Source organism: Chryseobacterium hagamense, from assembly GCF_007991455.1.
GTDB lineage: Bacteria > Bacteroidota > Bacteroidia > Flavobacteriales > Weeksellaceae > Chryseobacterium > Chryseobacterium hagamense.
Genome location: NZ_BJYJ01000015.1, coordinates 18,303 through 40,793 on the forward strand (window position 1 = coordinate 18,303; position 22,491 = coordinate 40,793).

General features: G+C 39.1%; 20 protein-coding genes. 10 read left to right on the forward strand and 10 right to left on the reverse strand.

The features are described from left to right. Positions 1-150 precede the first annotated feature (150 nt). The 3 genes from CHA01nite_RS13315 to CHA01nite_RS13325 form a co-directional block, all read right to left on the reverse strand. The gene (locus CHA01nite_RS13315) at positions 151-1,062 is read right to left on the reverse strand and encodes a helix-turn-helix domain-containing protein (protein WP_146942157.1); all 912 of its coding nucleotides are present in this window, start codon (positions 1,060-1,062) and stop codon (positions 151-153) included. Between the two features lie 76 nt (positions 1,063-1,138). Further along, positions 1,139-1,876 (reverse strand): SDR family oxidoreductase, encoded by a 738-nt coding sequence (locus tag CHA01nite_RS13320; protein ID WP_146942159.1) that lies wholly within the window; start codon positions 1,874-1,876, stop codon positions 1,139-1,141. Positions 1,877-1,878: 2 nt separating this feature from the next. Beyond that, on the reverse strand, positions 1,879-2,790 hold the full coding sequence (locus CHA01nite_RS13325; RefSeq protein ID WP_146942161.1) for an NmrA family NAD(P)-binding protein: 912 nt from the start codon (positions 2,788-2,790) through the stop codon (positions 1,879-1,881). A 533-nt stretch (positions 2,791-3,323) separates the two neighbouring features. Here CHA01nite_RS13325 and CHA01nite_RS13330 point away from each other — a divergent pair. Next, positions 3,324-4,268: a YihY/virulence factor BrkB family protein gene (locus CHA01nite_RS13330; RefSeq protein ID WP_174771829.1), complete on the forward strand. Its 945-nt coding sequence runs from the start codon at positions 3,324-3,326 to the stop codon at positions 4,266-4,268. 414 nt (positions 4,269-4,682) lie between these two features. On the opposite strand, the gene CHA01nite_RS13335 is transcribed toward CHA01nite_RS13330, so the two are convergent. After that, positions 4,683-5,048 (reverse strand): winged helix-turn-helix transcriptional regulator, encoded by a 366-nt coding sequence (locus tag CHA01nite_RS13335; protein ID WP_146942163.1) that lies wholly within the window; start codon positions 5,046-5,048, stop codon positions 4,683-4,685. A gap of 124 nt (positions 5,049-5,172) precedes the next feature. Here CHA01nite_RS13335 and CHA01nite_RS13340 point away from each other — a divergent pair, with 124 nt between their 5' ends. Further along, positions 5,173-5,967 (forward strand): SDR family oxidoreductase, encoded by a 795-nt coding sequence (locus tag CHA01nite_RS13340; protein ID WP_146942165.1) that lies wholly within the window; start codon positions 5,173-5,175, stop codon positions 5,965-5,967. Between the two features lie 442 nt (positions 5,968-6,409). Further along, positions 6,410-6,727, forward strand: a complete 318-nt coding sequence (locus CHA01nite_RS13345) for a nuclear transport factor 2 family protein (RefSeq protein ID WP_146942167.1) — start codon at positions 6,410-6,412, stop codon at positions 6,725-6,727. A gap of 187 nt (positions 6,728-6,914) precedes the next feature. On the opposite strand, the gene CHA01nite_RS13350 is transcribed toward CHA01nite_RS13345, so the two are convergent. Then, the gene (locus tag CHA01nite_RS13350; RefSeq protein WP_146942169.1) at positions 6,915-7,580 is read right to left on the reverse strand and encodes a suppressor of fused domain protein; all 666 of its coding nucleotides are present in this window, start codon (positions 7,578-7,580) and stop codon (positions 6,915-6,917) included. A gap of 89 nt (positions 7,581-7,669) precedes the next feature. Continuing rightward, positions 7,670-8,257, reverse strand: coding sequence for a hypothetical protein (locus tag CHA01nite_RS13355; RefSeq protein WP_146942171.1), 588 nt, complete (start codon positions 8,255-8,257; stop codon positions 7,670-7,672). Positions 8,258-8,364: 107 nt separating this feature from the next. Between CHA01nite_RS13355 and CHA01nite_RS13360 the strand changes: the two genes are divergently transcribed. From CHA01nite_RS13360 to CHA01nite_RS13385, 6 genes are all read left to right on the forward strand, one after another. After that, on the forward strand, positions 8,365-8,661 hold the full coding sequence (locus CHA01nite_RS13360; protein WP_146942172.1) for a hypothetical protein: 297 nt from the start codon (positions 8,365-8,367) through the stop codon (positions 8,659-8,661). A 112-nt stretch (positions 8,662-8,773) separates the two neighbouring features. Beyond that, entirely contained in the window at positions 8,774-9,649 is an 876-nt protein-coding gene (locus CHA01nite_RS13365; RefSeq protein WP_146942174.1) for a sce7726 family protein, read from the forward strand. Between the two features lie 45 nt (positions 9,650-9,694). After that, positions 9,695-10,603, forward strand: coding sequence for a sce7725 family protein (locus tag CHA01nite_RS13370; RefSeq protein ID WP_146942176.1), 909 nt, complete (start codon positions 9,695-9,697; stop codon positions 10,601-10,603). Between the two features lie 281 nt (positions 10,604-10,884). Then, positions 10,885-12,717 (forward strand): hypothetical protein, encoded by a 1,833-nt coding sequence (locus tag CHA01nite_RS13375; protein WP_146942178.1) that lies wholly within the window; start codon positions 10,885-10,887, stop codon positions 12,715-12,717. Between the two features lie 345 nt (positions 12,718-13,062). After that, positions 13,063-14,616 carry a P-loop NTPase fold protein gene (locus tag CHA01nite_RS13380; RefSeq protein WP_146942180.1) on the forward strand — a complete coding sequence of 518 codons (1,554 nt, stop codon included), beginning with the start codon at positions 13,063-13,065 and terminating at the stop codon, positions 14,614-14,616. Between the two features lie 303 nt (positions 14,617-14,919). After that, complete coding sequence (locus tag CHA01nite_RS13385) at positions 14,920-15,579, forward strand: hypothetical protein (protein WP_146942182.1); 660 nt, start codon at positions 14,920-14,922, stop codon at positions 15,577-15,579. Between the two features lie 89 nt (positions 15,580-15,668). Here the strand turns inward: CHA01nite_RS13385 and CHA01nite_RS13390 are convergent, their stop codons facing one another. Both CHA01nite_RS13390 and CHA01nite_RS20950 read right to left on the reverse strand, forming a co-directional pair. Then, positions 15,669-16,508 (reverse strand): hypothetical protein, encoded by an 840-nt coding sequence (locus CHA01nite_RS13390; protein ID WP_146942184.1) that lies wholly within the window; start codon positions 16,506-16,508, stop codon positions 15,669-15,671. A gap of 46 nt (positions 16,509-16,554) precedes the next feature. Beyond that, positions 16,555-16,689, reverse strand: a complete 135-nt coding sequence (locus tag CHA01nite_RS20950) for a hypothetical protein (RefSeq protein WP_262712142.1) — start codon at positions 16,687-16,689, stop codon at positions 16,555-16,557. A 123-nt stretch (positions 16,690-16,812) separates the two neighbouring features. On the opposite strand from CHA01nite_RS20950, the gene CHA01nite_RS13395 reads away from it, so the two are divergent. After that, positions 16,813-19,359 (forward strand): DEAD/DEAH box helicase, encoded by a 2,547-nt coding sequence (locus CHA01nite_RS13395; protein WP_146942186.1) that lies wholly within the window; start codon positions 16,813-16,815, stop codon positions 19,357-19,359. Between the two features lie 260 nt (positions 19,360-19,619). On the opposite strand, the gene CHA01nite_RS13400 is transcribed toward CHA01nite_RS13395, so the two are convergent. Continuing rightward, positions 19,620-20,069, reverse strand: a complete 450-nt coding sequence (locus CHA01nite_RS13400; RefSeq protein WP_146942188.1) for a hypothetical protein — start codon at positions 20,067-20,069, stop codon at positions 19,620-19,622. A 2-nt stretch (positions 20,070-20,071) separates the two neighbouring features. Continuing rightward, the gene (locus CHA01nite_RS13405; RefSeq protein WP_146942190.1) at positions 20,072-22,420 is read right to left on the reverse strand and encodes an RHS repeat domain-containing protein; all 2,349 of its coding nucleotides are present in this window, start codon (positions 22,418-22,420) and stop codon (positions 20,072-20,074) included. Positions 22,421-22,491: the final 71 nt, after the last annotated feature.

The window sequence follows — 22,491 nt, forward strand, 5'->3', positions numbered from 1 at the left end:
ATCAGCACTCCTATTCTTATTTTAACAAAAGAAACTTCCGGCATCCCTCTTCCCTCTTCCCTCTTCCCTCTTCCCTCTTCCCTCTTCCCTCTTCCCTCTTCCCTCTTCCAGCCTTCTACACCTCCCGATTCCGGATAAACCGCACACCATTCAGTTGAAAGACTGCCTGAATTCCAGAGGCGTGCGGCCGGTTTTGCTTTTGAACAGCCGGGTAAAGGACTGCGGATATTCGAACCCCATGCGGTAGGCGATTTCCGAGACCGAAAGACCGGTGGTCGACAATATTTCCTTTGCCGTTTCGATAAGCCGGTGATGAATATGCTGCTGGGTATTAAGCCCGGTTAATGAACGCAGCATATCACTCAGGTAGCTGGCGGAGACATTTAAGCGGTCGGCCACGTCCTGTACGGAAGGTAACCCGTTCTTCAATGGGCCGTCATCACTGAAATAAGAATCCAGCACCTTCTCGAATTTTTCAATCAGGTGGTCGTTGGCTGCCCTGGAAGTCATAAACTGACGCTTGTAATAGCGGCTGCTGTAATTCAGGAGAAGCTCAATCTGCGAGATCACCACATCCTGGCTGAAATCATCGGTTCTGCCTTTCAGCTCTTCATCAATAATATCGAATACCGAAAATAAGATGGCTTTTTCCTTTTCTGATACGTGCAAAGCTTCATCCGCCGCGTAGGAGAAAAACCCGTACTGCCTGATTTTCTTTGCCAGAGGATAGGAAAGAAAAAAATCGGGATGGAGTAAAATAAGACATCCATTTACCTTATTTGCATGGGGCTTTTCAAAAAGCTGGCCGGGTGCCGTAAAAACCAGTCCGCCCTCCCCGAAATCATAATGATGCTGGCCGTACTTTGCCTTTCCTAAGGTATCTTTATAAGCGATCTTATAAAAGTCCAGTGCCAGGTAATCCGGTAAAACCTCATCCGGCATTTTCATTTCTTCCAGACGGATGAAACTTACCAGCGGATGTCCGGGCTTCGGTAATCCGAACATTTGATGGAATTCGGAAAGTGAACGGAATTGATGCAGGTTGTGCGGTTTGCTTTTCATCTTTTAAATTTTAAAACCGGCACCCGGAAAGTCGGTTGTAATTCCGGGTGTTGGTCTGTCAAAAATAACGAATTAATTACCAGGGTGTCTCCCCGTTTTCAGGATTATATTCTTCACTGATGAATTTTCCGGTAGGCCCCTCCTCCCCGATCATCGCATACCGGGCAATCCGTTCGCCTCCCTGCGCTGCCGTTCCGGTACCGCGGTGGTTATTGAAATCCGTCGCCACGAAGCCCGGGCAGACGGCATTCACCCTGAAGGCGGTATCCCTGAGTTCATAGGCCAGGTTGATGGTATACATATTCATGGCTGCTTTTGAAGCGGTATAAACGGCCGCTTTGTGGCTGTAATACTTCCAGTCCGGATCAGAATGCAGCGTCAGGGAACAGCCGCTCGAGGAAACATTAACGATCCTGGGCGCCGCTGATTTCCGGAGCAAATCTATAAATGCCTGGGTTACCCTGATGACGCCGTACAGATTGGTATCCATGACCTTATTGAAAGCTTCCACCGGAGCTTCCAGGGCGGCCTGCGGCATTCCGCCGTTGATGCCTGCGTTGTTGATGAGCACATCCAGGACCTCCGTCTGTTTTGCGATTTCCGCCCTGGCCTTTTCCACGGAATCCGGATCCGTTACGTCCAGCTGTACGGCTTTTATATTTACAAAACCTTCCTTCTGAAGCTGCTGTACCGCGGATTCCCCGTTTTCGGTATTCCGGCTTCCGATGAAGACAAAATACCCGTTTTTCAGAAGCTGTCCGGCGGTTTCAAAGCCGACGCCTTTGTTGGCGCCTGTAATCAATGCTGTTTTCATAATCAATTATTTTGTGTTGTGTTCAATACCTGTGCGAATTCTTTGGCAAAGTCCTTTAATTTTACCTTACCGAATTCCGGCCGGTGTGTATAAAAATCTTCATATAAGCTGCCGTCTCCCTGGGCCTGCTGCATGGCCACCAGCCCTTTGGCGATCCATTCGTTGATGCCGGCAGAAAGCATCTGATCCAGCAACTGTTCCCCCGGAATCACTTCCCACTTCAGATCCCTGCCTATGGATTGCCCCAATGCCGCAGCGATTTCATCAGGCGAAACCTCATCGCTGGCGATATAACGAACTGTTCTTCCGCTGAAGGGCTTTTCCATTTCGTCTGCAATGGTCTGTGCTATATCGTAAGGCGATACCCACGGTTCTTTCCTTCCGCCGCCGTAGCTCTGGATGATTTTCCCCTGTGCCTGTATCATCGGCAGCCAGCGGTAAATATTGCTGAAGAATCCGACCGGACGCATGAATTTAATGGAAACCTCTTCCGGAAGCGTCTGCAAAATCTGTTCGACATGATGGTGAACCAGGAGGCTGCCGGTCCCTGCTGCTGAATGTGCCCCGATGCTGCTTAAATGGATAACTTTCTTAATCCCCGACTCCTGAAGCGCCTTTACGTACTGACGGGCAATTTTCTTAAACTCAGCCAAGAAATCGATCTCCTGATCGAAAAGGCTGCCGATGCCTTCCCAGGCTTCCATCAGATACACGGCATCAGCCCCTCTGAAGGTTTCCGTTAAAAACTCCGCGTCCTGAATGTTTCCGATGGCTGCAAGGGCACCCAATTTCTCAATTTCAGCAATCCTTTTTTCTTTGCTGCTGATTACGGTAACCTGATGTCCGGCAGTGACCATTAATTCAGTGAGCGGTTTTCCGATGTTCCCTAAGGAACCTGTTAGTACAATTTTCATTTGTTCCGATTTTATAAGTACAAAGTTGCATCAACCGGCAGTAAACGGATAAACCGAATCGGGGAAGTACTTAACCGAAACGGAAAGTCTGACCGAAGTGCAGCTGCCGGTGTATTTATTTTATGTGAACCTGGAGTAGAATTCGGATTAAAAGGCTGGAAGAGGGATGCGGGAAGCGGGAAGTTTCTTCTGTCAAAAATATCATCAATAGTCCTGATCATTAAACTACCTCTTTTTGTCATTCTATCAGAGCGTTTTTATCTGAAATTCTAGTTTGACCAGCCTACATTTTATTTTTTAAATCAACTAAAAAATTCATTATGATTTAAATATTATCAAATTCACCTTATTTAAAATTGATTTGCATAACTATTCACCTCTGACCAAATGTAAAAGTCTCCGGCTTCCGTCTTCCATTCTTCCATCTTCCATTCTTTTTTCAACTGGGTACGGAATTTGAAGGTGATACCATCACTTACAGAGAGTTTCAGTATTGAGTTTTTGCAGACTGTTTAATCGGAAAAAATTAAATTATGAAAATACTGAACAACTTTTGGGACATTCTTAAAGCAACGTATAAAGACTGGAGCGCGCGCGATCTCGGGACCGAAGCGGCCAGCCTGGCTTACAGTGCCATATTTTCAATCCCCGGACTGCTGATTATCGTGATCTGGATCGCCGGGATTTTCTTCGGCTCGGAAGCGGTACAGGGTGAAATCACCAAATTCGTCGGCAGCATGATGGGCAGGGATGTCGGCAAAAGCGTTGAAGAAATGGTCATCGGAGGTATGATCGACAAAAAAAACGTGGTGATGAAAATCGTCGGGATCCTGACCTTGATCTTCGGGGCGACTTCCCTGTTTTTCCAGTTCCAGAAAACGCTGAACAAGCTTTGGGACGTAGTGGCCACTCCCAAAAAAGCCTGGGAAAAGTACCTTCTGGACCGGGCCAATTCTCTGGGACTGATTATCGTGATCGCTTTCCTCCTGCTGGCGACGCTTCTTTTAAGCTCCTTCATCGGCCTGGCCAGCGAATGGGTGGTCCGTCATTTCGGTCTTGAAACGCTGGTTCTCGTCAATATTCTGAATATTGTCATTGGCTTTCTGGTAGCCCTCTTGCTTTTTGCCGCAATGTTCAAGATCCTGCCGGATGTGCAGCTGCAATGGAAATCGGTTTGGGTCGGTGCGGCAGTAACGGCAGTGCTTTTCACTTTAGGAAAATACATCCTGACGTTTTATTTTGATAAATTTAACCCGAGTTCGTCCTTCGGGACGGCGGGAACCGTAATCCTGCTGCTGCTCTGGATCAACTATACCTGCCAGCTCATCTTCTTCGGGGCCGAATTTACCAAAGTCTATACGAAAGTCAACGGATATAGGCTTAAGCCTTCAAAGCACGCCAAATGGAACCCGCAGACCATTCCGCAGGAAGATAACGAGGAAGTGGTCGCCGGAGCGGAGCCTTCGGATAAAAAGTAGCCAGGATCAACTTAGACTATCAATAGAAATCTCTGGCAAAAAGGCTGGAAGAGGGAGGCTGGAGGCCGGAAGTTCTTTTCGTGAAAAATAAATGCCGTCAGTTGTGATAGCATTTATTTTGCAGGCTTACGCAGATTGTGCAGATTGTGCAGATTTTTCCTGTTATTGCATCTCCAATTGGGTGAAGGAATTATTGAGTTCCTGAAAATAAGCGGCTGACAGGTCATCGCTTAATCCCGAAGAAGAATCAGGTTGAAAGGCTGGAAGAGGGAAGCCGGATGCCGGAAGTTCTTTTCGTGAAAAATAAATGCCGCCGGTTGTGAGGGCATTTATTTTGCAGACTCACGCAGATTCTGCAAATTCCGCAGATTCTTTTTATTCCTGCAATAACGAATCGCTTTTGATGCAAAATATTTACGCATTCTCCCTCATTCTTTTTAAAATTACGTTCCTGAGCCGTTCTTCATGCTGATCGCCCCAGTTTCCCAAAGCAGAAATTACAGGGATCAGGGTCTTGCCGAAATCGGTGAGGAAATACTCGACTTTCGGCGGTACCTGGGCATAAATTTTCCGGGTTACCAGCTCATGTTCCTCCAGTTCTTTCAGCTGGAGATTGAGAACACGCCTTGAAGCATCCGGAATCTTACGCTGCAGTTCACTGGGGCGCAGATGTCCCTGATGGATAAACCACAGCAAACGGATTTTCCATTTGCCGTAGAGGACCTCGCCGATGAGGTCGAGGCCGCAGTTTAGGTTCAGAGGTATTTTTCTTTCGTGCATAATCCAAATTTAGCCCAATGTAACCGATCGTACAATAGGGGAAAAAATTATCCCTATGCGATTCGGTTTTCCGTTATTGCCCGGGAAAGGAATACTCCGGAAATTTGTATCAAACAATCCGACAATGGAAAATCTATTCAATTACCACAACGAACTTAAGGGCAAAATCGCCCTGGTTACAGGAGGAACGAAAGGCGCCGGCAAAGCCATCGCAGAACGGCTGGTACAGGCAGGCGCCACGGTGATCATTACCGCGAGGAATGCCCCTGAAAAACAAAACGGCAACCTCCATTTTATTGCAGCGGATCTAAGCAAAGCGGAAGGAACCCGAAAACTGATCGGCGAAGTGCTGTCGGTGTATGGAAGGCTGGATATTCTTGTAAACAACCTTGGCGGCTCATCCACCCCCGCCGGCGGATTTGCCATGCTCAACGATGAAGACTGGGAATCGACCCTGCAGGCTAACCTCCTGGCTCCGGTACGTCTGGACCGTGGATTCCTGCCCCGGATGATCGAACGGAAAAGCGGGGTCATCATTCACATCGCTTCCATCCAGGGTAAACTTCCCCTTTATGATTCCACTCTGCCCTATGCCGCTGCCAAAGCAGCACTGCGAAACTACAGCAAAAGTTTATCGAATGAAGTCGCACCAAAAGGCATCCGCGTACTGACGGTTTCACCGGGATGGATCAATACCTCTGCATCGGAAGCCTGGATGGGTGAAATTGCAAGAAACGCCAGCACGACGATAGCGGAAGCGCAGCAAGGGGTTATGGATGCCCTGGGCGGAATCCCTTTCGGAAGACCTGCCGAACCCGGAGAAGTCGCTGAACTGGTGGGTTTCCTCGTTTCACCGAGAGCCGGTTATTTAACGGGGACCGAATTTGTGATCGACGGCGGTACCGTGCCCACTGTTTAATGATTTTAAAATAAAGTGAACCCGGAGCAGAAATCAGGTTGGATGGATGGAAGATGGAAGATGGATGCCGGATGTTTCCGGTGTCGAAAACAGAGTCAGAGAGATGCTGATTAAATGAGACCGTTTATTATTATATCAAGGTGAATTCTATTTAAATTGTGATCCATTCATCTCACATGCTGCCTATAACCGCCTTTATTCTACCATTAAGGTATCTTGTCCTACAAACCGATCTGTTATTTTATCAGCAGCAATCACTGCATTCACTGAAATCCCCGGATTAAAGTGAAGAATAAACAAGTTTATTTTAATTAAGAAATTTAAGTGAAATGACGGAAAGCTTTCTGAATCAACCTCTAACCGGCCTTTATTTTATTTTTCACCTCAACAAACCCATGAATACAAACCTACTACAACTGAATTCAATTTAAAATCTCAAACAATGAATTTACCCGACATTATCTCAGCATTGGTCAAAGCCCAGAATGAATTTGACAGTACCGCCTATGCCAGGTGTTTTACTGAAAACGCACAGGTCTTCGACGAAGGCAGAACCCACCACGGCAAAACCGAAATTGAAAGCTGGATCGACCAGGCCAACAAAGAATACCGCGCCACCATGGAACCCGTAGGTTATGACGAAAAGGAAAACATCCTCTCCGCCAAAACTTCAGGAAACTTCCCGGGCAGCCCCATCGTATTGAAATACCGTTTCCAGTTGGCTGACGGGCTTATTGAGTCGCTGAAAATAAGCGGCTGAAAGGTCATCGCCTAAACCAGAAGAAGACTCAGGTTAAAAGGCCGGAAGAGGGAAGCCGGATGCCGGAGGTTCTTTTCGTGAAAAATAAATGCCGCCGGTTGTGACGGCATTTATTTTACAGGGTCATGCAGATTCCGCAGATTTTTCCTATGGGTACATGATACGGACCGGATGATCACCAGATCATTTAACTCAATAAGCTTTCCCTCTCCTCATCAAAAACCTCCTTTGCATTTTTCACGATCAGCCGGTCCAGAAGGGCGTTGTATCCGTTTTCTATTTTATAATTCATTTCGTCAGCGTACAGCGGGAAAACAGAATAAATATTGATCCGGTTTTCTCCGGCCTGCAGGGTGGTAAAATCTTCATCGAAGTTCACGGACGGCAGGATCACGACTCCCGTGTACTCCGTATGTTCCTCATACGGTTCCATATCGGCTGTGGCCTGCAGGGTATGGCCGATGGTCAGCCAGGTATCGTAATGGTGCGGGAACCGGGCATTTTCTTTCAGCATATCGATGAGCCAGTCGTTGGTGTTGTCGCCGGTGACCTCACCGAAAGCCATGGATTTCGGAAGCAGGAGCATGAGTTCCGCAAACTGATACTCCTGCGGGTTTTCTACGGCAGCAGGAACGGTCATTTCAAGCGTGCTCATGCCGGCCGTGAGTAAGATATTGAAATTGTATTTCTCAGATTGTACAAAATAGACATCCAGGTGAAAATCAGGCGAAAACATTTCATGGTAAACGGTGATTTCATCAGAGGTAAACCGTTCATCCAGATGCACGGAAACGGCTTCCGCATGTTCGTCAAATCTTTTTCGTTCCCTGAATTTGTCGTAAAAATCGTTCATGGCTTAAGTGATTCATTTTAATGTTCCCCAAAAACAGCAATACTTGTTCCAATTGCAGGCCGGTTTACAGTCAGGCAAACCATCACCTGTCATTGCCCCTTCCCTTCCTGAGCTCTTCTCTCCACGATCAGCCGGGCGGCATCCAGCATTTTGCAGAGGTGCAGGTACGGCCCCACGATATTGCCCTCCGGTACGTTGTTGAAGGTGCCCAGCGAGAAATACACCACATCTGCCAGGAAATCCCGGAACTGCGCCGGGCGGTAATCCTGAAAGGCTTTGCGGAAAACCAAAACCGGATCGCAATATTCTTCCTCCGAAAGCGAACCCAGCTCCAGCGCACTCCCCTGCTCAGGAAGTGTACAGACCGACCATTTCCCGGATTTCTTCCTCAGGTCATATCCGGCGAGAATGAACGACCGCAGCGACTGGTAGAAATGAAAGATGACGGAAGGATCTGCGCTGATCCGGACTTTCCCCTGAACCGCATGCGCCATAATACGGTTGAGCCGTTCTTTGGCCGTGCCCAGGTCATGGAACTGGAAAAACGCTTCCAGCAGCGATACGGGTGAAAGTTTGCTCCGGCCGGACCAAAACCGGGATTCGAGGTCTGTTTTTTTCTTTTTCATTTGTTCTGTTTTTTTAGGCTTGCGTGTTATCCGGCCATGCAGGAATGACATTTCTATAACTTGTTTAGCAAATATAGAAAAAAAAATACAAATCGTTTGCTATAGCGAACAGTAATTTTATTCATAATCTTTTCATTTGGACATGCAATTTTAACCAAATGAAGAGCAAAGAAGACTTGAATGAGAAAAATACGCTAGTAAATCAACATTTATGCAATTTTATAGAGAGCAAATTTCTACGTGAATATCACGATCAAAATGGTAATATTATTTCTCAAAATAAATATGCTAAACTTTGCGGTATTACCTCTTCTACAATCTCAAAATTAAAATTATCAAAAGGATATGATGTTCCGATGTCAACCCTTTATAATATTCTAAGACACGAACGCTATTCTTTAGAAAGATTCTTTAAAGAATTTGAAAATGCTAAAGGAATCAATATTCCAGATTAATTTCTCGCATACTTGTATATTAAGACTGACTTCCAAAAACTATGATATATTACATAAAATACTATTTTAAAAATATTCAAATTAATGTTTACCTTTGAGTGCTAAGTAAGAAATGAAAATAAAATCAAAACTCAACAAGTCAGATTATATACAAATCTCAAAGCTTTTTTCAACTGCAAGCTTTAATTCTTTTGCATCGCAAGATGAAGAAAAAATAAATACTATTGTTAATACATTTAAAGAGTATTGTATAGATTATCATGAGTTTACACTTGCACAGGCATATGTTACTTTTTATAAGTTATTAGCAAAAAAATATAAGAATGAATATGTATACAAGAATATTGTTTTAAAAGATATTATTCTTAAAAATCATCATATTAAAGATTGTATAACAATCCCGGAATTCAATGTAAACAAATCTAAAGCTGATCTCGCTGTTTTTAATGGAACATCAACAGTGTATGAAATTAAATCTGAAATCGATTCTACAGATAGATTAAAATCACAAATGAGTGATTATGAAAGTTTTTTTGAATTTTTAAATGTTGTAATTTCACAAAGACATCTAAGTAAAGTTAAAAGAATAGTCCCATTCGCTGTAGGGATATATGTTTTGGATGATAAATGTAAAATTATTTTAGAAAGAGAAGCTACGAGCAATCTAAGTAATATAACTCATAAGAGTCTGTTTTATGCCTTAAGAAAACCTGAATATTTATATATTATTGAAAGAAAATTTGGTTACATTCCAAAAATTCCAAATACTCAAATCTTCGCATACTGCTATGGTCTATTTTGCAGCATAGAGATAGAAGAGGCTCATAACTTAGTTATTGAGGCACTAAGATTAAGACAATTTAAAGATGAGCAAATCAATCTAATATCATTACTTCCTGAAAGTTTAAAGCCTATCTCCTTTACAAAACGATATAATAAATCGAATTGCGATAATATTATAAATAGTTTAAAAATTTTACATAATTAGTGGAAAATATTATTTATATTAGTACTATAATATAAAACTACAACCATGTATTTTCCATTCATCAACGCAAAGCAATATGATTTAGATGCTCTTTGTGAGATAGAAGTTAAACATTATGACAGTTTCATCCCTGTGATAATACCTGCTAATATAACAAGCTGTAAAAGGAATATAACAAAATTAATCTCAAAAGACATATATTTTATTCTTGTTCTAAATTATGGTAAAAAGGGATTTCCAGATATTAATCAAATTACAGAACATTTTATAGATGATTCATTAAAAAACTATAAAAATTTTTCGATAGCATACGTTATTCAAAAAGAAACTGAGAAATTTGAGATTGCAAATTATATTCAATCATTCCCAACTTTAAAGAAATCCTTAATTCATGGGTTTGAATTTGGCGATAGAAAGCTTTTAAAGAATCTAAGTAATGTTGAATATAATATTTTTTTGACTGATTTTGTTAATTCTAGCTACATTGAGCAAGTATCAAATAGTAATAGTGTTTTAGTTAATGATGGATTTCTTAAACAGAGTAGAAATGTTGATTATCCGCCTAAGAATATTTTTAAAACTCATCTTTTTGATTACCATTCAAAAAATGCTGTAGGATTCGGAGATTTTACTATCATTGGAAATAATGATACAACTGGTTTTGCAGCTTTTTCGGTAGCCCTACATTTAACCGTTCTCAATAATTCATCACTTTTCATTTATCATTTTGTTTCAGATGATAAAGATGGTCAAAGTGAAATTGCAAGGAAGTATAATGATGCCCTGACAGAACTTGATGATTTTGTTAATAAAAATAAAGTTTTTATAACGACGGGGATTATAGGTTTTCAGGAAAGTTACAAAAGTGGTCATTACCCAGGACTTGGAATTCCTAAAAAATGGTCAATAAAAAATCATGTTGAGCAAATTTGCAACTACTTATCAGTTTTGTAGAAAATTCCCTACCTGTGCGAGCATTATACTCGTGTGTTGTTTCCCTGTGATATTATATTCTCTTTTTAAGTGTACACTGAGTATGTACACTTAAACTTTTTCTTAAACAATATCTGATAAATCTTTGATGAAATTTCAGTGAAAATACTGAGTAAAATTTTTCTAATGGTTTTTATTTTTGTTATTTACGGAAAGCCGTAACTTATTGATAAATATAATTTTGTATTTTTAAGATTTAAATATTACTTAAATATGTTAACCCTAAATAATTCACTAATATAATGTGGGTACCTAAAAACTCAACTTGGCATAATGACTCAACAAAGTTAGAAAGATTTTTTATTGAAAAAATTATTCAGAGATGTGATTATGACGAAACGATTTCTAAGAAGCATCGTACAATTAATGGATTTACACAATTACAAGAATTAATAAGGCTTGCAGAATTAAGTAAAAAGAGAATTAGAACTTTAAGGACTCTCATAGTACTTTTGAAAGAGGCAAAGTCCAAATATATAAAGCAAAATATAGTGAATGATATTATTATAATTAAATATTTTGCTGATCTAAAAGACTATATCTTGAATTTTAATGAAGATGATTCATTTAAAAATGATAGTCTCGATAAAATTGATAACTTTATTCATAATTTAAAAAAGTTTTCCATACAATTAGAAAAATATTATTTTAAATATATTGTCCAGGAATTAAAAGAAGTTGATTTCAAAGAAAAAGTAAAAATAGAAAGGATAACTGATTTAATTTCTAAATTGGTTGATATTATCATACCTTATTTATTACATAAAGGTTATAGTATTAGCACATTAAATGAAGTCTTACGAAGTTGGATACAATCAAGAGAATATATTAGTTTAGAGAAATTTTTAGATTTTTTTAGTCATTCAGAACACTTCTATGAATTAATTGTATTTATTGGGAATAACACGGTTGATAATGAAGATATAAAGAATATAATTTATTCTAAAGGATTTGGAAATATTAGAAAAGCTATCGATTTTACTTATGATTTTGAAAAGCCTAAGTCATCTGGACATAGAGATGAGGTTATTTGTTATGAAACAAGAACAATTGATCCAGTCTCTCTTATTAGAAATCAGTATGATGATTTATTGAAAAGTACAGTGATAAGTAAAGATAGGAAATCCTTAAATATATTTACAAATTTTTTCAAAAATAGTTATTGGAGAAAGACAGGCTCTTCTCATAAATTCTTTAAGAACATTATTATTAGTGGTGACCCAATAAGTGTTACTTCCAGAAGAGGTACTGTTTTTTTATCTCTAATTGATAATAAATCTATTTTATTTAATGAAAATTCTTCGTTGGATTTCATCAAAAATGATCAATTAAAGAAAGCTCTTTATTATTATAATCTAGCGTTAGGTTCAAAATCAATCGAGAACTCACTTTCGCTTCTTTGGACATCAATTGAAAGTATTTTACCTTATCGAAGTTATAAAGCTGATATTGAAAATGTAAGGGACATTTTTGGAAAAATATTTAGCTATGGCTCATTTACTCGTGATATTCAATATCTTATTAAAAGAATATTTACTGTTAATACGGTTAATCAAGGTTGTTTTAATACTATAGGTGTTAATTCACTTCCAAAATATAATAGAGGTACAGATATGTACACATGGATTGAGTGGTTAAAAAATGATTCGCAAAATAAATTTAAACAGTTCAATGATATTTCGAGCTTACTTGCAAACGAATATTTATATACCATGAAACCAATTTTAGAAGGAAAATTAGAATCTATATTAGAAAGGATAAATTCTTCAAAAGAATCTATAGAATTTCAATTGCAAAGAATTTATCTTCACAGAAATCAGATAGTACATTCTGGAGATTACATAAATGAATATACTAATCTTTGGATACATCTAGAATGGTATATTGGAAAATTTCTATATTATATCATTTTCAAAACAGAAATTAATTCAGAATATAGTGACATTGAAGAATTATTTAGGAATTTAGAATCTGATTTTGAGTACTGTTATTCTTACTTAGAAAAAAATCCTAATAAATTATGTAGGGATAGTGATCGGATATTTAAATTACTATTAGAAATTGATTGGCAATAACATGGTCAATATAATAGGCTAAATCAGTCTTTATAAAATTGCATTGTAGAGATAAAGAGCACTGGTAAAGAAATGATTGGCTAATCTTAAATTTAGAAAATTTGAATCTGCCAATCATTTAATTTATACTTTATCAAATATCTTGGAAAGATTGACCATGTAATTGCAGTAATTGATTTCTTCTTTTAGCTTCTCTAAATCTATCCCGAAGTATTGAAGTATGAGATTTCAAAAATGAAAGACTATTTATATTTGCATAAATATTCAAGATAAAATTATGATGAATATAAACTCCAAAATACTTAAACAAGTTTTAAATTACCAGTTGGATTAAAAAGAAAAGTAATGGCAGCAGAAAACACCACAATAAAAATTGATACTAGCAAAATTTTTGAAGATTTTGAAAAACATTTAAGAATTGATAAAAATAATCGAATTCTTTTCAGTTCCAAATTTGGTACAGGTAAATCTACATTTTTAACTGAATATTTTTCACAGATTGATCAAAAATTTGTAACATTGACACTCTATCCCGTCGAATATAGCACTGCAGCATCAGAAGACATTTTTGAGCTAATTAAATTTGATATTATCTATCAATTAATGGTCAAATTTAATAATGAATTAAATTTAGTTAATGAAGATTACTCCCCGATTTTAAAATTTCAATTTGATTATCTTTCTCAAGTAAAATACGGTCCTTTATTTTTCAAAATGCTATCAATTATTGATCCGACTGGGAAAGTTAAAGAGCTTACTGAGTTTTGGGATGATGTCACTAATGGTTATGAAAAATTCAAAGATGAGCATGAATCGGAAGAAGCGAATTTATTTAAATTTATTTTTAAGGAAGGCGAAAAAAAAGGCAGTCCACGTGAAAGAGATTATTTCTCGATACTGATAGCAGAGTTGCTAGAAAAAATCCGGTTTAACTCTACACAGTTTAATGACCAATCAAATGAGGATAAAATTCATAAAGAGGTTGCGTTAGTTATAGATGATATTGACAGACTTGATCCTGAACAAATTTTTAGATTGTTCAATATATTTAGCGTTAATTTTGGAAAAGATGCCATATCAAATAAATTTGGTTTTGATAAAATTATCTTCGTCTGTGATATCGAAAATATCCGAGGAATATACAAACATCGTTTTGGAAAAGATGTAGATTTTGAAGGATACATTGACAAGTTTTACAGTATAAGTCCATACAAGTTTGATACGAATCAATTTCTTACAAATTACCTTCGCGAATTCATTAGTAATTTTGAAATTGATAGTGATTATGTTGGTACCGATTACAAATCTACTACTGACTATTATATAATCCTTGAAAACATTCTTGGAGTCTTAATAAAAAGCAAAGAAATTAATTTACGTACATTATTAAATATTAAAGCAGGTACTTTAGCAAATAAAGAATTTTATCTATTCTTTAAGCGCTCATATTATACGTCACAATTTCCATTGATTTTTATGTTTAATTTTCTTGAGCTTATTTTTGACACTACAAAAGAAGTAAATGATTTGTTAATACGTCTAAAAATAAAATATGAAAAAGGTGAACAAATATTATATAATAATTATCATACAAAAGGAATTGTAGGAGGAGATCTTAACGAAATAATAAATTTTGCTCTACCATTTATTTTGCTAGATAAAGATTTAAAAGAAATATATGATTCATATTCTGATCAAGGAAATTTAATTGTTTTTTTACCGCAATATGAGTGCGAAATTAACTTCAGATATTCCCCAAAATACGGAGGGAGAAATGAAAAAGATTATATGATTCATTATATGCATCAAAAAGGCAACGAAGAAAACAGGGTTTATATTAATCCTTTTCAAATTATATATGATTCTTTTTTAAAATGTCAGTCAATTGGTGCTTTGTAAGTATTGAAAATCAATGTGAATCCAAAGTGTTTAGTCGCCAGGTATACAATAGGTAATTCTGTCGTATACGATCAGATCAATGTTCTTACCTTAGAATCAAATGATGAGACGGTTCTTGATTGTAAATATTGGAATAAAAAATCAATAAGATACCATCATGAAGCTTTGGGCTATTATAAGTAATTCTTTATTAGTAAGACGCTATTTTTGTATCACTATATGGTTTAGCTATGAGAATAATCTTTATTAATTTCATTTCATTACGCTCAAATATGATAAATTAACAGTTACCACCAAATTAAAATGAACACACTACCAAAAAAGGAGATTGAAAAAGCAATGCAAAACAATGTTTGGCATTTTGGGAACGAAATCCTTTACAAAATGTGTGAAGAAAATTTCGGACACAAGAAAGACGAATGCATTTTAGCAAAAGTCTTATTTATTGGTAGAATATATTCTGCGTCAATTGAAAGACGTAGAACAAAAGATAATGAAATTAATGATAATTTCTACATTAATAGAGTTGTGCCAACATTTCGTCAATCAGAAATTGATACATATTTAACTCAACTTAAAAATTTTAAAACTTTAGAAATCAAAAATTTAAAATATGTATTAGAAACTCATTACTATTTGACTAAAACAATTAAAGAAATTACTCAACTTGATAAACGTTCATTAGTATCAAAATACTTGCATTTTCACCTGCCGGAATTATTCTTTATTTATGATACAAGAGCTGTAGCAGCGCTAAAGAATTTTGTATCAAAAGTTCCAAATAATTTTAAACCGTTCATAAAATTAGAAAATATTGATGCTGAGTATGCAAAATTCTTTTGTAAATGCTTTATACTTAAGGCTGAAATTGAAAAACAATTCAATATAAAATTATCAAATCGGCAATTGGATAATTTACTTATAGAAAATGCAAATGCTAGTACTTTAGCAAGAAGGATGTAGGCATTGTTTAATCTATTTATTGTAACTTCTACAATTAATTACTAGTAATGTAGCAATTGTAAAAAGTTAGATGATATAAATTACTTCGATTATTTCGTTTTTAATTCATTAATAAGTTCCAAAGCCCATGAATTTGGGAATTTATCAATTAATGTATAATAAGGAAACTTTTCTAAAAGAAACTTTCTTGCCTGTGTATAATGCTTGGTTGTCGCTTTTTCATCAAGATCGAAACCCAACTCAATAATTTCACTTTTTTTATAAGTTTTCCCTTTTACAGCTGCGAAAACATAAAAATCTATTTTATCTTCGGGAATCATAAAATCATTGTCATTGTGTCTTTTATCTTTTTCCAGAATAAAAAAATCGTTATAGATCCTAAGGTATTCAGATAGATTAATTTTTTTTCGGTTTGCAAAAGGATTGGTTTGATACATAATTTCAAACCATTTGGATAGCGTATCATTGTTTATGTCCCACTCCTTTGCAATGGCAGTCTGGCTAAATTGAACCTTCTTATCAAAAAATTTCAGTAACTCATCTTTAGAATGAACTAAAGTTCTTTTTTTAATTGAAATAATGGTGAATATATGAGTATAAAATAAAATCGTAAATCCAAATGATAAAGATAGAATCTCCTTATTACTTGAAACGAATCGCATTATATCCTCACTCTTTTCGACTATGCAAGATAAATTATTAGATTCAAATTCATCAAAACTTATGGAACGATCTCCATGAAAATCTTGATTGCAGTAGTTTTTGAGCTTCTCTACAAAATCTTCAAAAGTATCCGGCAAATCATCTTTAAACTCACTGAAGCGTTCTTCAATAATTTTTTGATAAACCATTGCAGAATATTTTCTATAAACAGGTAATTCTAAAGAATATTTATTTTGGTTTAATATATTAAGAAATATCTTAATCATAGTAATAAAGTTTAATAAGGGTATCATAAAGATACCCTTTCATTAATTATTTTTTTTTCTTAGCGATTATACGCTGAGCTCTTGCTGCAAAACTTCCTTTTGGAGTTACTCCTTCGTTTGATGTAGTTGTTGCTCTCTGAATTCTTTTTACAGCTGACTGGGTAATTTTTCTTTTTGGCATTTTTATTAATTTTAAAATTCTTTTACAAAGGTAGATTGTCAAGAAATTCGCTTAGAAAATTTTCCCCGATACAGAGACTTTTACTTGTAAGCACTTCAGTATTTTACTACTTTTATTGCTGCAATGCAAAAAACCAATATCCAAAAATCCCAAGCCCTTTATATCGACGGCAAAGACAGGACTGATGAAATAGATACCTATGCTTTCGAAGGGAACAAATGTTTGGTGACCTATAAAAACAATGGGAAGACGTATGCTTATCATCAGAATAAGATAAAAATCGTAAAGTCGGCCTTACAGAGTGCGGAGTCAACATCGGTTTTCAGTTACCTGAAGCAGATTGCGGAGGCGGTCGGGCTTACAACAGAGGAAGGCACTAATATCCTGGCTGATCATTACGATAAAATCGCTTTTATCCCGGAACATTCCGTTCTTTCGCACTACCTTAACCGGAAACAACCGGAGAAAGATCTGCACGGCTCTCCTATCGGGCTTTTTCCTTTCGGCTTCAACCTAAGCCAGAAAAAAGGTGTAGAGGAAGCATTCTCCCATCCGCTGAGCATCATTGAAGGCCCGCCGGGAACCGGAAAGACCCAGACCATCCTCAATATTATTGCCAATGCGGTAATGAACCATCAAAGCGTGGCTGTGGTTTCGAGCAATAATGCGGCTATCAAAAATGTTTTTGATAAGCTGGAGCGCAACGGCCTCTCTTTTATAGCCGCTCTTTTGGGAAACTCCGAAAAGAAAAAGGAATTCCTTGAGTCCCAGGCTGAGATTCCGGATCTGTCCGGCTGGCAGTTAACGGCAGAAGAAGCACACTCCCTTCAGGAGTCCAATACCCTGCTCTTTGCGCAGCTTTCGGAAAAGCTTGAGCAGCAAAACGAGTTGGCTCTGCTGAAGCGGCACATCGAAAATGTAGAAACCGAATACCGGCATTTCACCTCCGCCATGGCCGTAACGTCAGACCTGCGTTTTAAAAAGAACATCTCTTCCGGTCAGCTGCTTTCCCTCTGGATCACGATTGAAGAATATGAGGCATCCGGTAAGAAATTCAACTGGTGGCGGAAACTGACCTTTCCTTTTCTCTATGGCGTACGGGACAAAACCTTTTATGACCGGTCTTACCGGGAGCTGATCAGATCGGTTCAGGCTAAATATTATACCGTAAAAATTTCGGAGCTTACGCTGAGGAAGGCGCAGCTGGAATCGGCATTGGAGGATTTTTCCTTCGGGGAGAAAATGAAGACCTTTACGGAAGTCTCGATGCAGCTGTTCAGACATACGTTGCATCAGAGATACCGGAAAAAAAAGCGTCCGCAATATACGGAAGCGGACCTGCATCTGAACGCAGAAGAGTTCATCAGGGACTACCCGGTGATCCTCAGCACCGCCTACTCCCTCCGGAGAAGCCTTGACAAAAATACCGTCTATGATTTCGTGATCATCGACGAATGTTCGCAGGTTGATCTGGCCACGGGTGTGCTGGCCTTATCCTGTGCCAGAAAAGTGGTGATCGTGGGAGACCTGAAGCAGCTGCCCAACGTGGTAAATCAGGATACCGCCCGGAAAACGGATCTTATTTTCCAGTCCTACCAGCTTCATGAAGCTTACCGGTATTCCAGTCACAGCCTGCTTTCGTCGGTAACCGGATTATTTCCCGGGATTCCTAAAACCCTTTTACGGGAACATTACCGGTGCCATCCCCAAATCATCGATTTCTGCAACCGGAAATTCTACCAGAACCAACTGATCATTCTGTCCGAAGCCCAAACCGGCCGGGAGCCCCTGCTCGTTTACAGGACCGTTGCCGGAAACCATGCGCGGGACCGGATGAACCAGCGGCAAATCGACGTGATCACAGAGGAGATTATCCCGCAGCAGAAACTGGAAACCGCAGACCTGGGTATCGTAACGCCCTACCGGAACCAGACTTCGGCGTTACAGCAGGCCTTTCAGGGAACTTCCGTGAAAGCGGATACGGTAGATCAGTTCCAGGGAAGGGAAAACGAGGTGATCATCCTTTCCACCGTTGACAATGAAATATCAGGCTTCACCGACCATCCCAACCGCCTGAATGTCGCTGTCTCCCGTGCCAGAGACCAGCTGATTGTGGTGGTGAACGGGAATGAAAACGAAAAAGACAACAACATCTCCGACCTGATCCGCTACATCGAATACCAGAATTTCACGGTTGTAAACAGTGAACTGCAGTCTGTTTTCGATTACCTGTACAAAGGATATGAAGCGAAAAAGCGGGAACTCCTATCCGGACAGAAGCAGAAATCGATATTCGACAGCGAAAACCTGATGCACCTGCTGATCCGTGAAGTCCTGTCACAGGACGAATTTTCGAAATATGATGCCGTCCTTCACTTCCCGCTCAGAAACCTGCTCCCGGATTTTTCAAAGCTCAGTGCCGAAGAAGCAAAATATGCCGGGCATTACGCCACCCACCTGGATTTTGTCATTTATAATAAACTGGGCAAAAATCCGGTCCTGGCCATTGAAGTAGACGGCTACGGATATCACCGGGAAGGCAGCCGCCAGAACGAACGCGATGCCATGAAGAATAAGATCCTGGAAACCTACGGCCTTCCGCTGCTGCGGTTTCCGACGACGGGAAGCGGGGAAAGGGAGAAATTGGTGAAGCGGCTGAGGCAGTTGTAAACAGTTTTTCATCCTTGTATGTTTATTTCATCTTATTGGTAAGCTACGAAAGGTCATTGTAGGTATTCTGCGCCAGGATCTCTTCCGGGTTATTGTCTACCTGGTGGTAATGCTGCAGGAGTCTGTTCCCGGAATCATACACAAATCTTTCCTGAAGCACTAACCCCGATCTCGCCCTGCCTTTTTAAATGGTAGTGTAATCTTCATTTTCCATTCCATTAGGAGACTTTGTGTAGCGGGGGTATAAATGACTTCATTTTTTATTTTATTACTTCTACATTAATTTCTTGAGTATGTTCGAGTTTATCATAAATCTTAGTTTTTAAGAGACTTTCTAATATATTTTGTGGCAAGTCATTTAACCTCAATGAGTTTATTGGTTTTGCAACTAGATGATAGGAAGTATCTAAAAAATCATTCAGCTTTGTTTTGTCAAAAGAATATAATCCTTTTTTTGCCATATTTATAAAATCTAATAAATAAATCTCATTTACAGATGTTTGTAATATTTCGCTTAATTTTGGATTTATTATAACCTCAGAAATATCTGGAAGACTTCTGAAGTAAGAAGATAATATTTGATTACCATTACCTAATTCAGCTATCGTATCCGGTAACTTTCCTCCTGCGGATGCTATAAAACCAATTTCTAATTTATCTGTAAAAAACCAGTCTATATCTAATGCTAATTGTTCAATTTTTGTATACATAATTATTTTCCAAAAGTTGCTTTACAGTTATCACACATTGGAACTGTTTGTCCTGTTCTAGGTCTTATAGCCTCAGTAAAATTAACCTGCGAGGGAGTTGCCTGTGGATTATCTAATAGCAATTTATTTCCAGCTTGAAACTCTGCACAGCAACCTAAAACATTACCTGCCTCGGTTCTTGTTCCTATACCCCCTAAATTACTTACAACTGGCTCTAATTGTGGAGCTACAACCGAAGGAGGTGGGCCACTTGAAGCAACTGCAGTTTGGCCATTTAGCTCTGCTCCAACAACCATAGCAGGGGCTTTCCCTGAAGCTTTTAAATCTGCTGCTGTATTCTTAACAGTGGTTGTTAATTCATTCATAGTTGTTTCAGTAACAATTGCCGCTTTTCCTGCTTTGATTCCTCCAGCTGCTGTACGTGTAACAACTGCGGCAGCTACCATTACAGTTGCAGATCCTATAGATTCCGCATCTCCTTTTGCCACACCTTTTGCTGTTTGAACAATCGCTTTAGCTCCGCTTGTTTCATAAAGAGATTTTCCATATTGATTTACAGCAGCAGATACACCTCCTTTTTGATAGGCATTATAAACTTTTCCTGCTTCTCGTACTCCTCCGGTAATACCTGTATAAGTACTTGTAGCAGCTCCTTTCACCATACTTCCCGCTGTTGACCAAGCTCCTTTGGCATATCCACTTGCAAAGTTTTTAACTTGACTCCAAGTTGGCCAAGGCCACATCCCATCAGGATCAACAAACATGATTGGATTATCAAATGCATAATTGTAAGGAGAAAATCTTCTTCCCAATTCAGCGGCAGGATCCACCACATCCCATCTACCAATATCTGCCATATACATCCTCGCCCCATAGTCATACATTCCCGTTTCCTGCAATTCCTTGCCGTTGTACTTGTAGTTCTTATACGAACTCACTCCGAAGAACGAATTTCCACTCTTCAGATGGTTCATTCCAAACGGATAATAATCATTTGCATCTACGAGTTCCAGATTACCTGAGCTGTCTCTTCCAAAACTGATCCTCACATTTCCCAGGTGGTCTTTATACTGGTAAATGTACTGATTTTTTACATAATCGTAAAACCCTTCTGCCGTAGCGAAAAACTGAAGGTTCGGGTTTTTTGTGATGACCGGGTTACGTTCCGATGAGGAGCTGCCGTCAAATGAGTAGGCCTGTCTTTCCAAAGCCCTTCCCGTTTCTGAGCTGGCCATTATCAGGGATTCGAAACCACCCGGAGGCGGTGGGGTCAAGGTCATGAGGTACTGGAACCCGTCCAGGTAATCCGTAATCTTTGTGGTCGTGGTGGAGCCGTTAAAACCATAAATAGTGGTATTATTTTCTTTCTGAAGCTTTATACCATCTGCGCTGTATCTGGTCGTAATGATTGCCGATTCAGTTCCCCCTCTGCTGTAGTTTATCTTATCCGGAAGATTCAGATAATTGTAATCAATCTTATTGATCCCCTTATCCGGCATTTCGGTCATATTCCCGTTCACATCATACCTGATCTCCATGCCCCCGCCTTCATAGCCGGTGGGATTGAAAGAATGGTCATTGATCGTAATGAGCTTATTGCCCTTATTCTGGGCTGAATAGATGTACTGAAGATCGTCGATCTTTGTCGGTGTGGTGCTGCCATATTCTAAAACCGAAGTCCTGAAGAGGCTGGTGATGTTTCCGTTCAGGTCATATTCCAAAGATTCCGTGTTTTCTCCCACATTCGGGTTATTCGGAGTCTGGTAGAAACCTGCCGTCAGCCTGTTCAGCCTGTCATATGCATAGCCGTACCTTTTTGGGGTAACGGAAGGATTATTCCCGATATTCTCCACGCTTCGCCAGTCCACTTCAGCAATGTTGCCGTTGTATTTTGCCGTGACCTCCCTGCCCGGGAACTGCGTTTGGTTGGGGTTGCTGATGCCTTCTTTTTCAGTATACTTGATTTTGTAAGAAAACAGCTTCCCGCCCAGATCAGGAACCGACATCTGATCCCGGTTGATCCCCGTCAGCCAGCCCCGGATATTGTAGGTGTAATCGATGCTTTGCAGCGGCGGTAATCCTAAAGCAGAACCTACCTTTTTATTGGAAAGCTGGGAAAGCTCATTGTAGGTATTATCCGCCAGTAATTCCTCCGGGTTATTGTCTACCTGGTGGTAATGCTGCAGAAGCCTGTTCCCGGAATCATACACAAATCTTTCCTGAAGCGTTACCCCGATCTCGCCCTGCCTTCTTAAATGGTAGGTATTGGTTCTCTGGGCTACCCCCGCAAAATCAAGCTCCGTTTCCGTGTTGGTGTAACCGCCTAAGTGGTTGGTGGTTTTTAGCAGCAATCTATATTTCCATTAAATTTAATAAAATAAGACCCATCGCAATTGCGGTGAGTCTTATTTTATTAACCGGC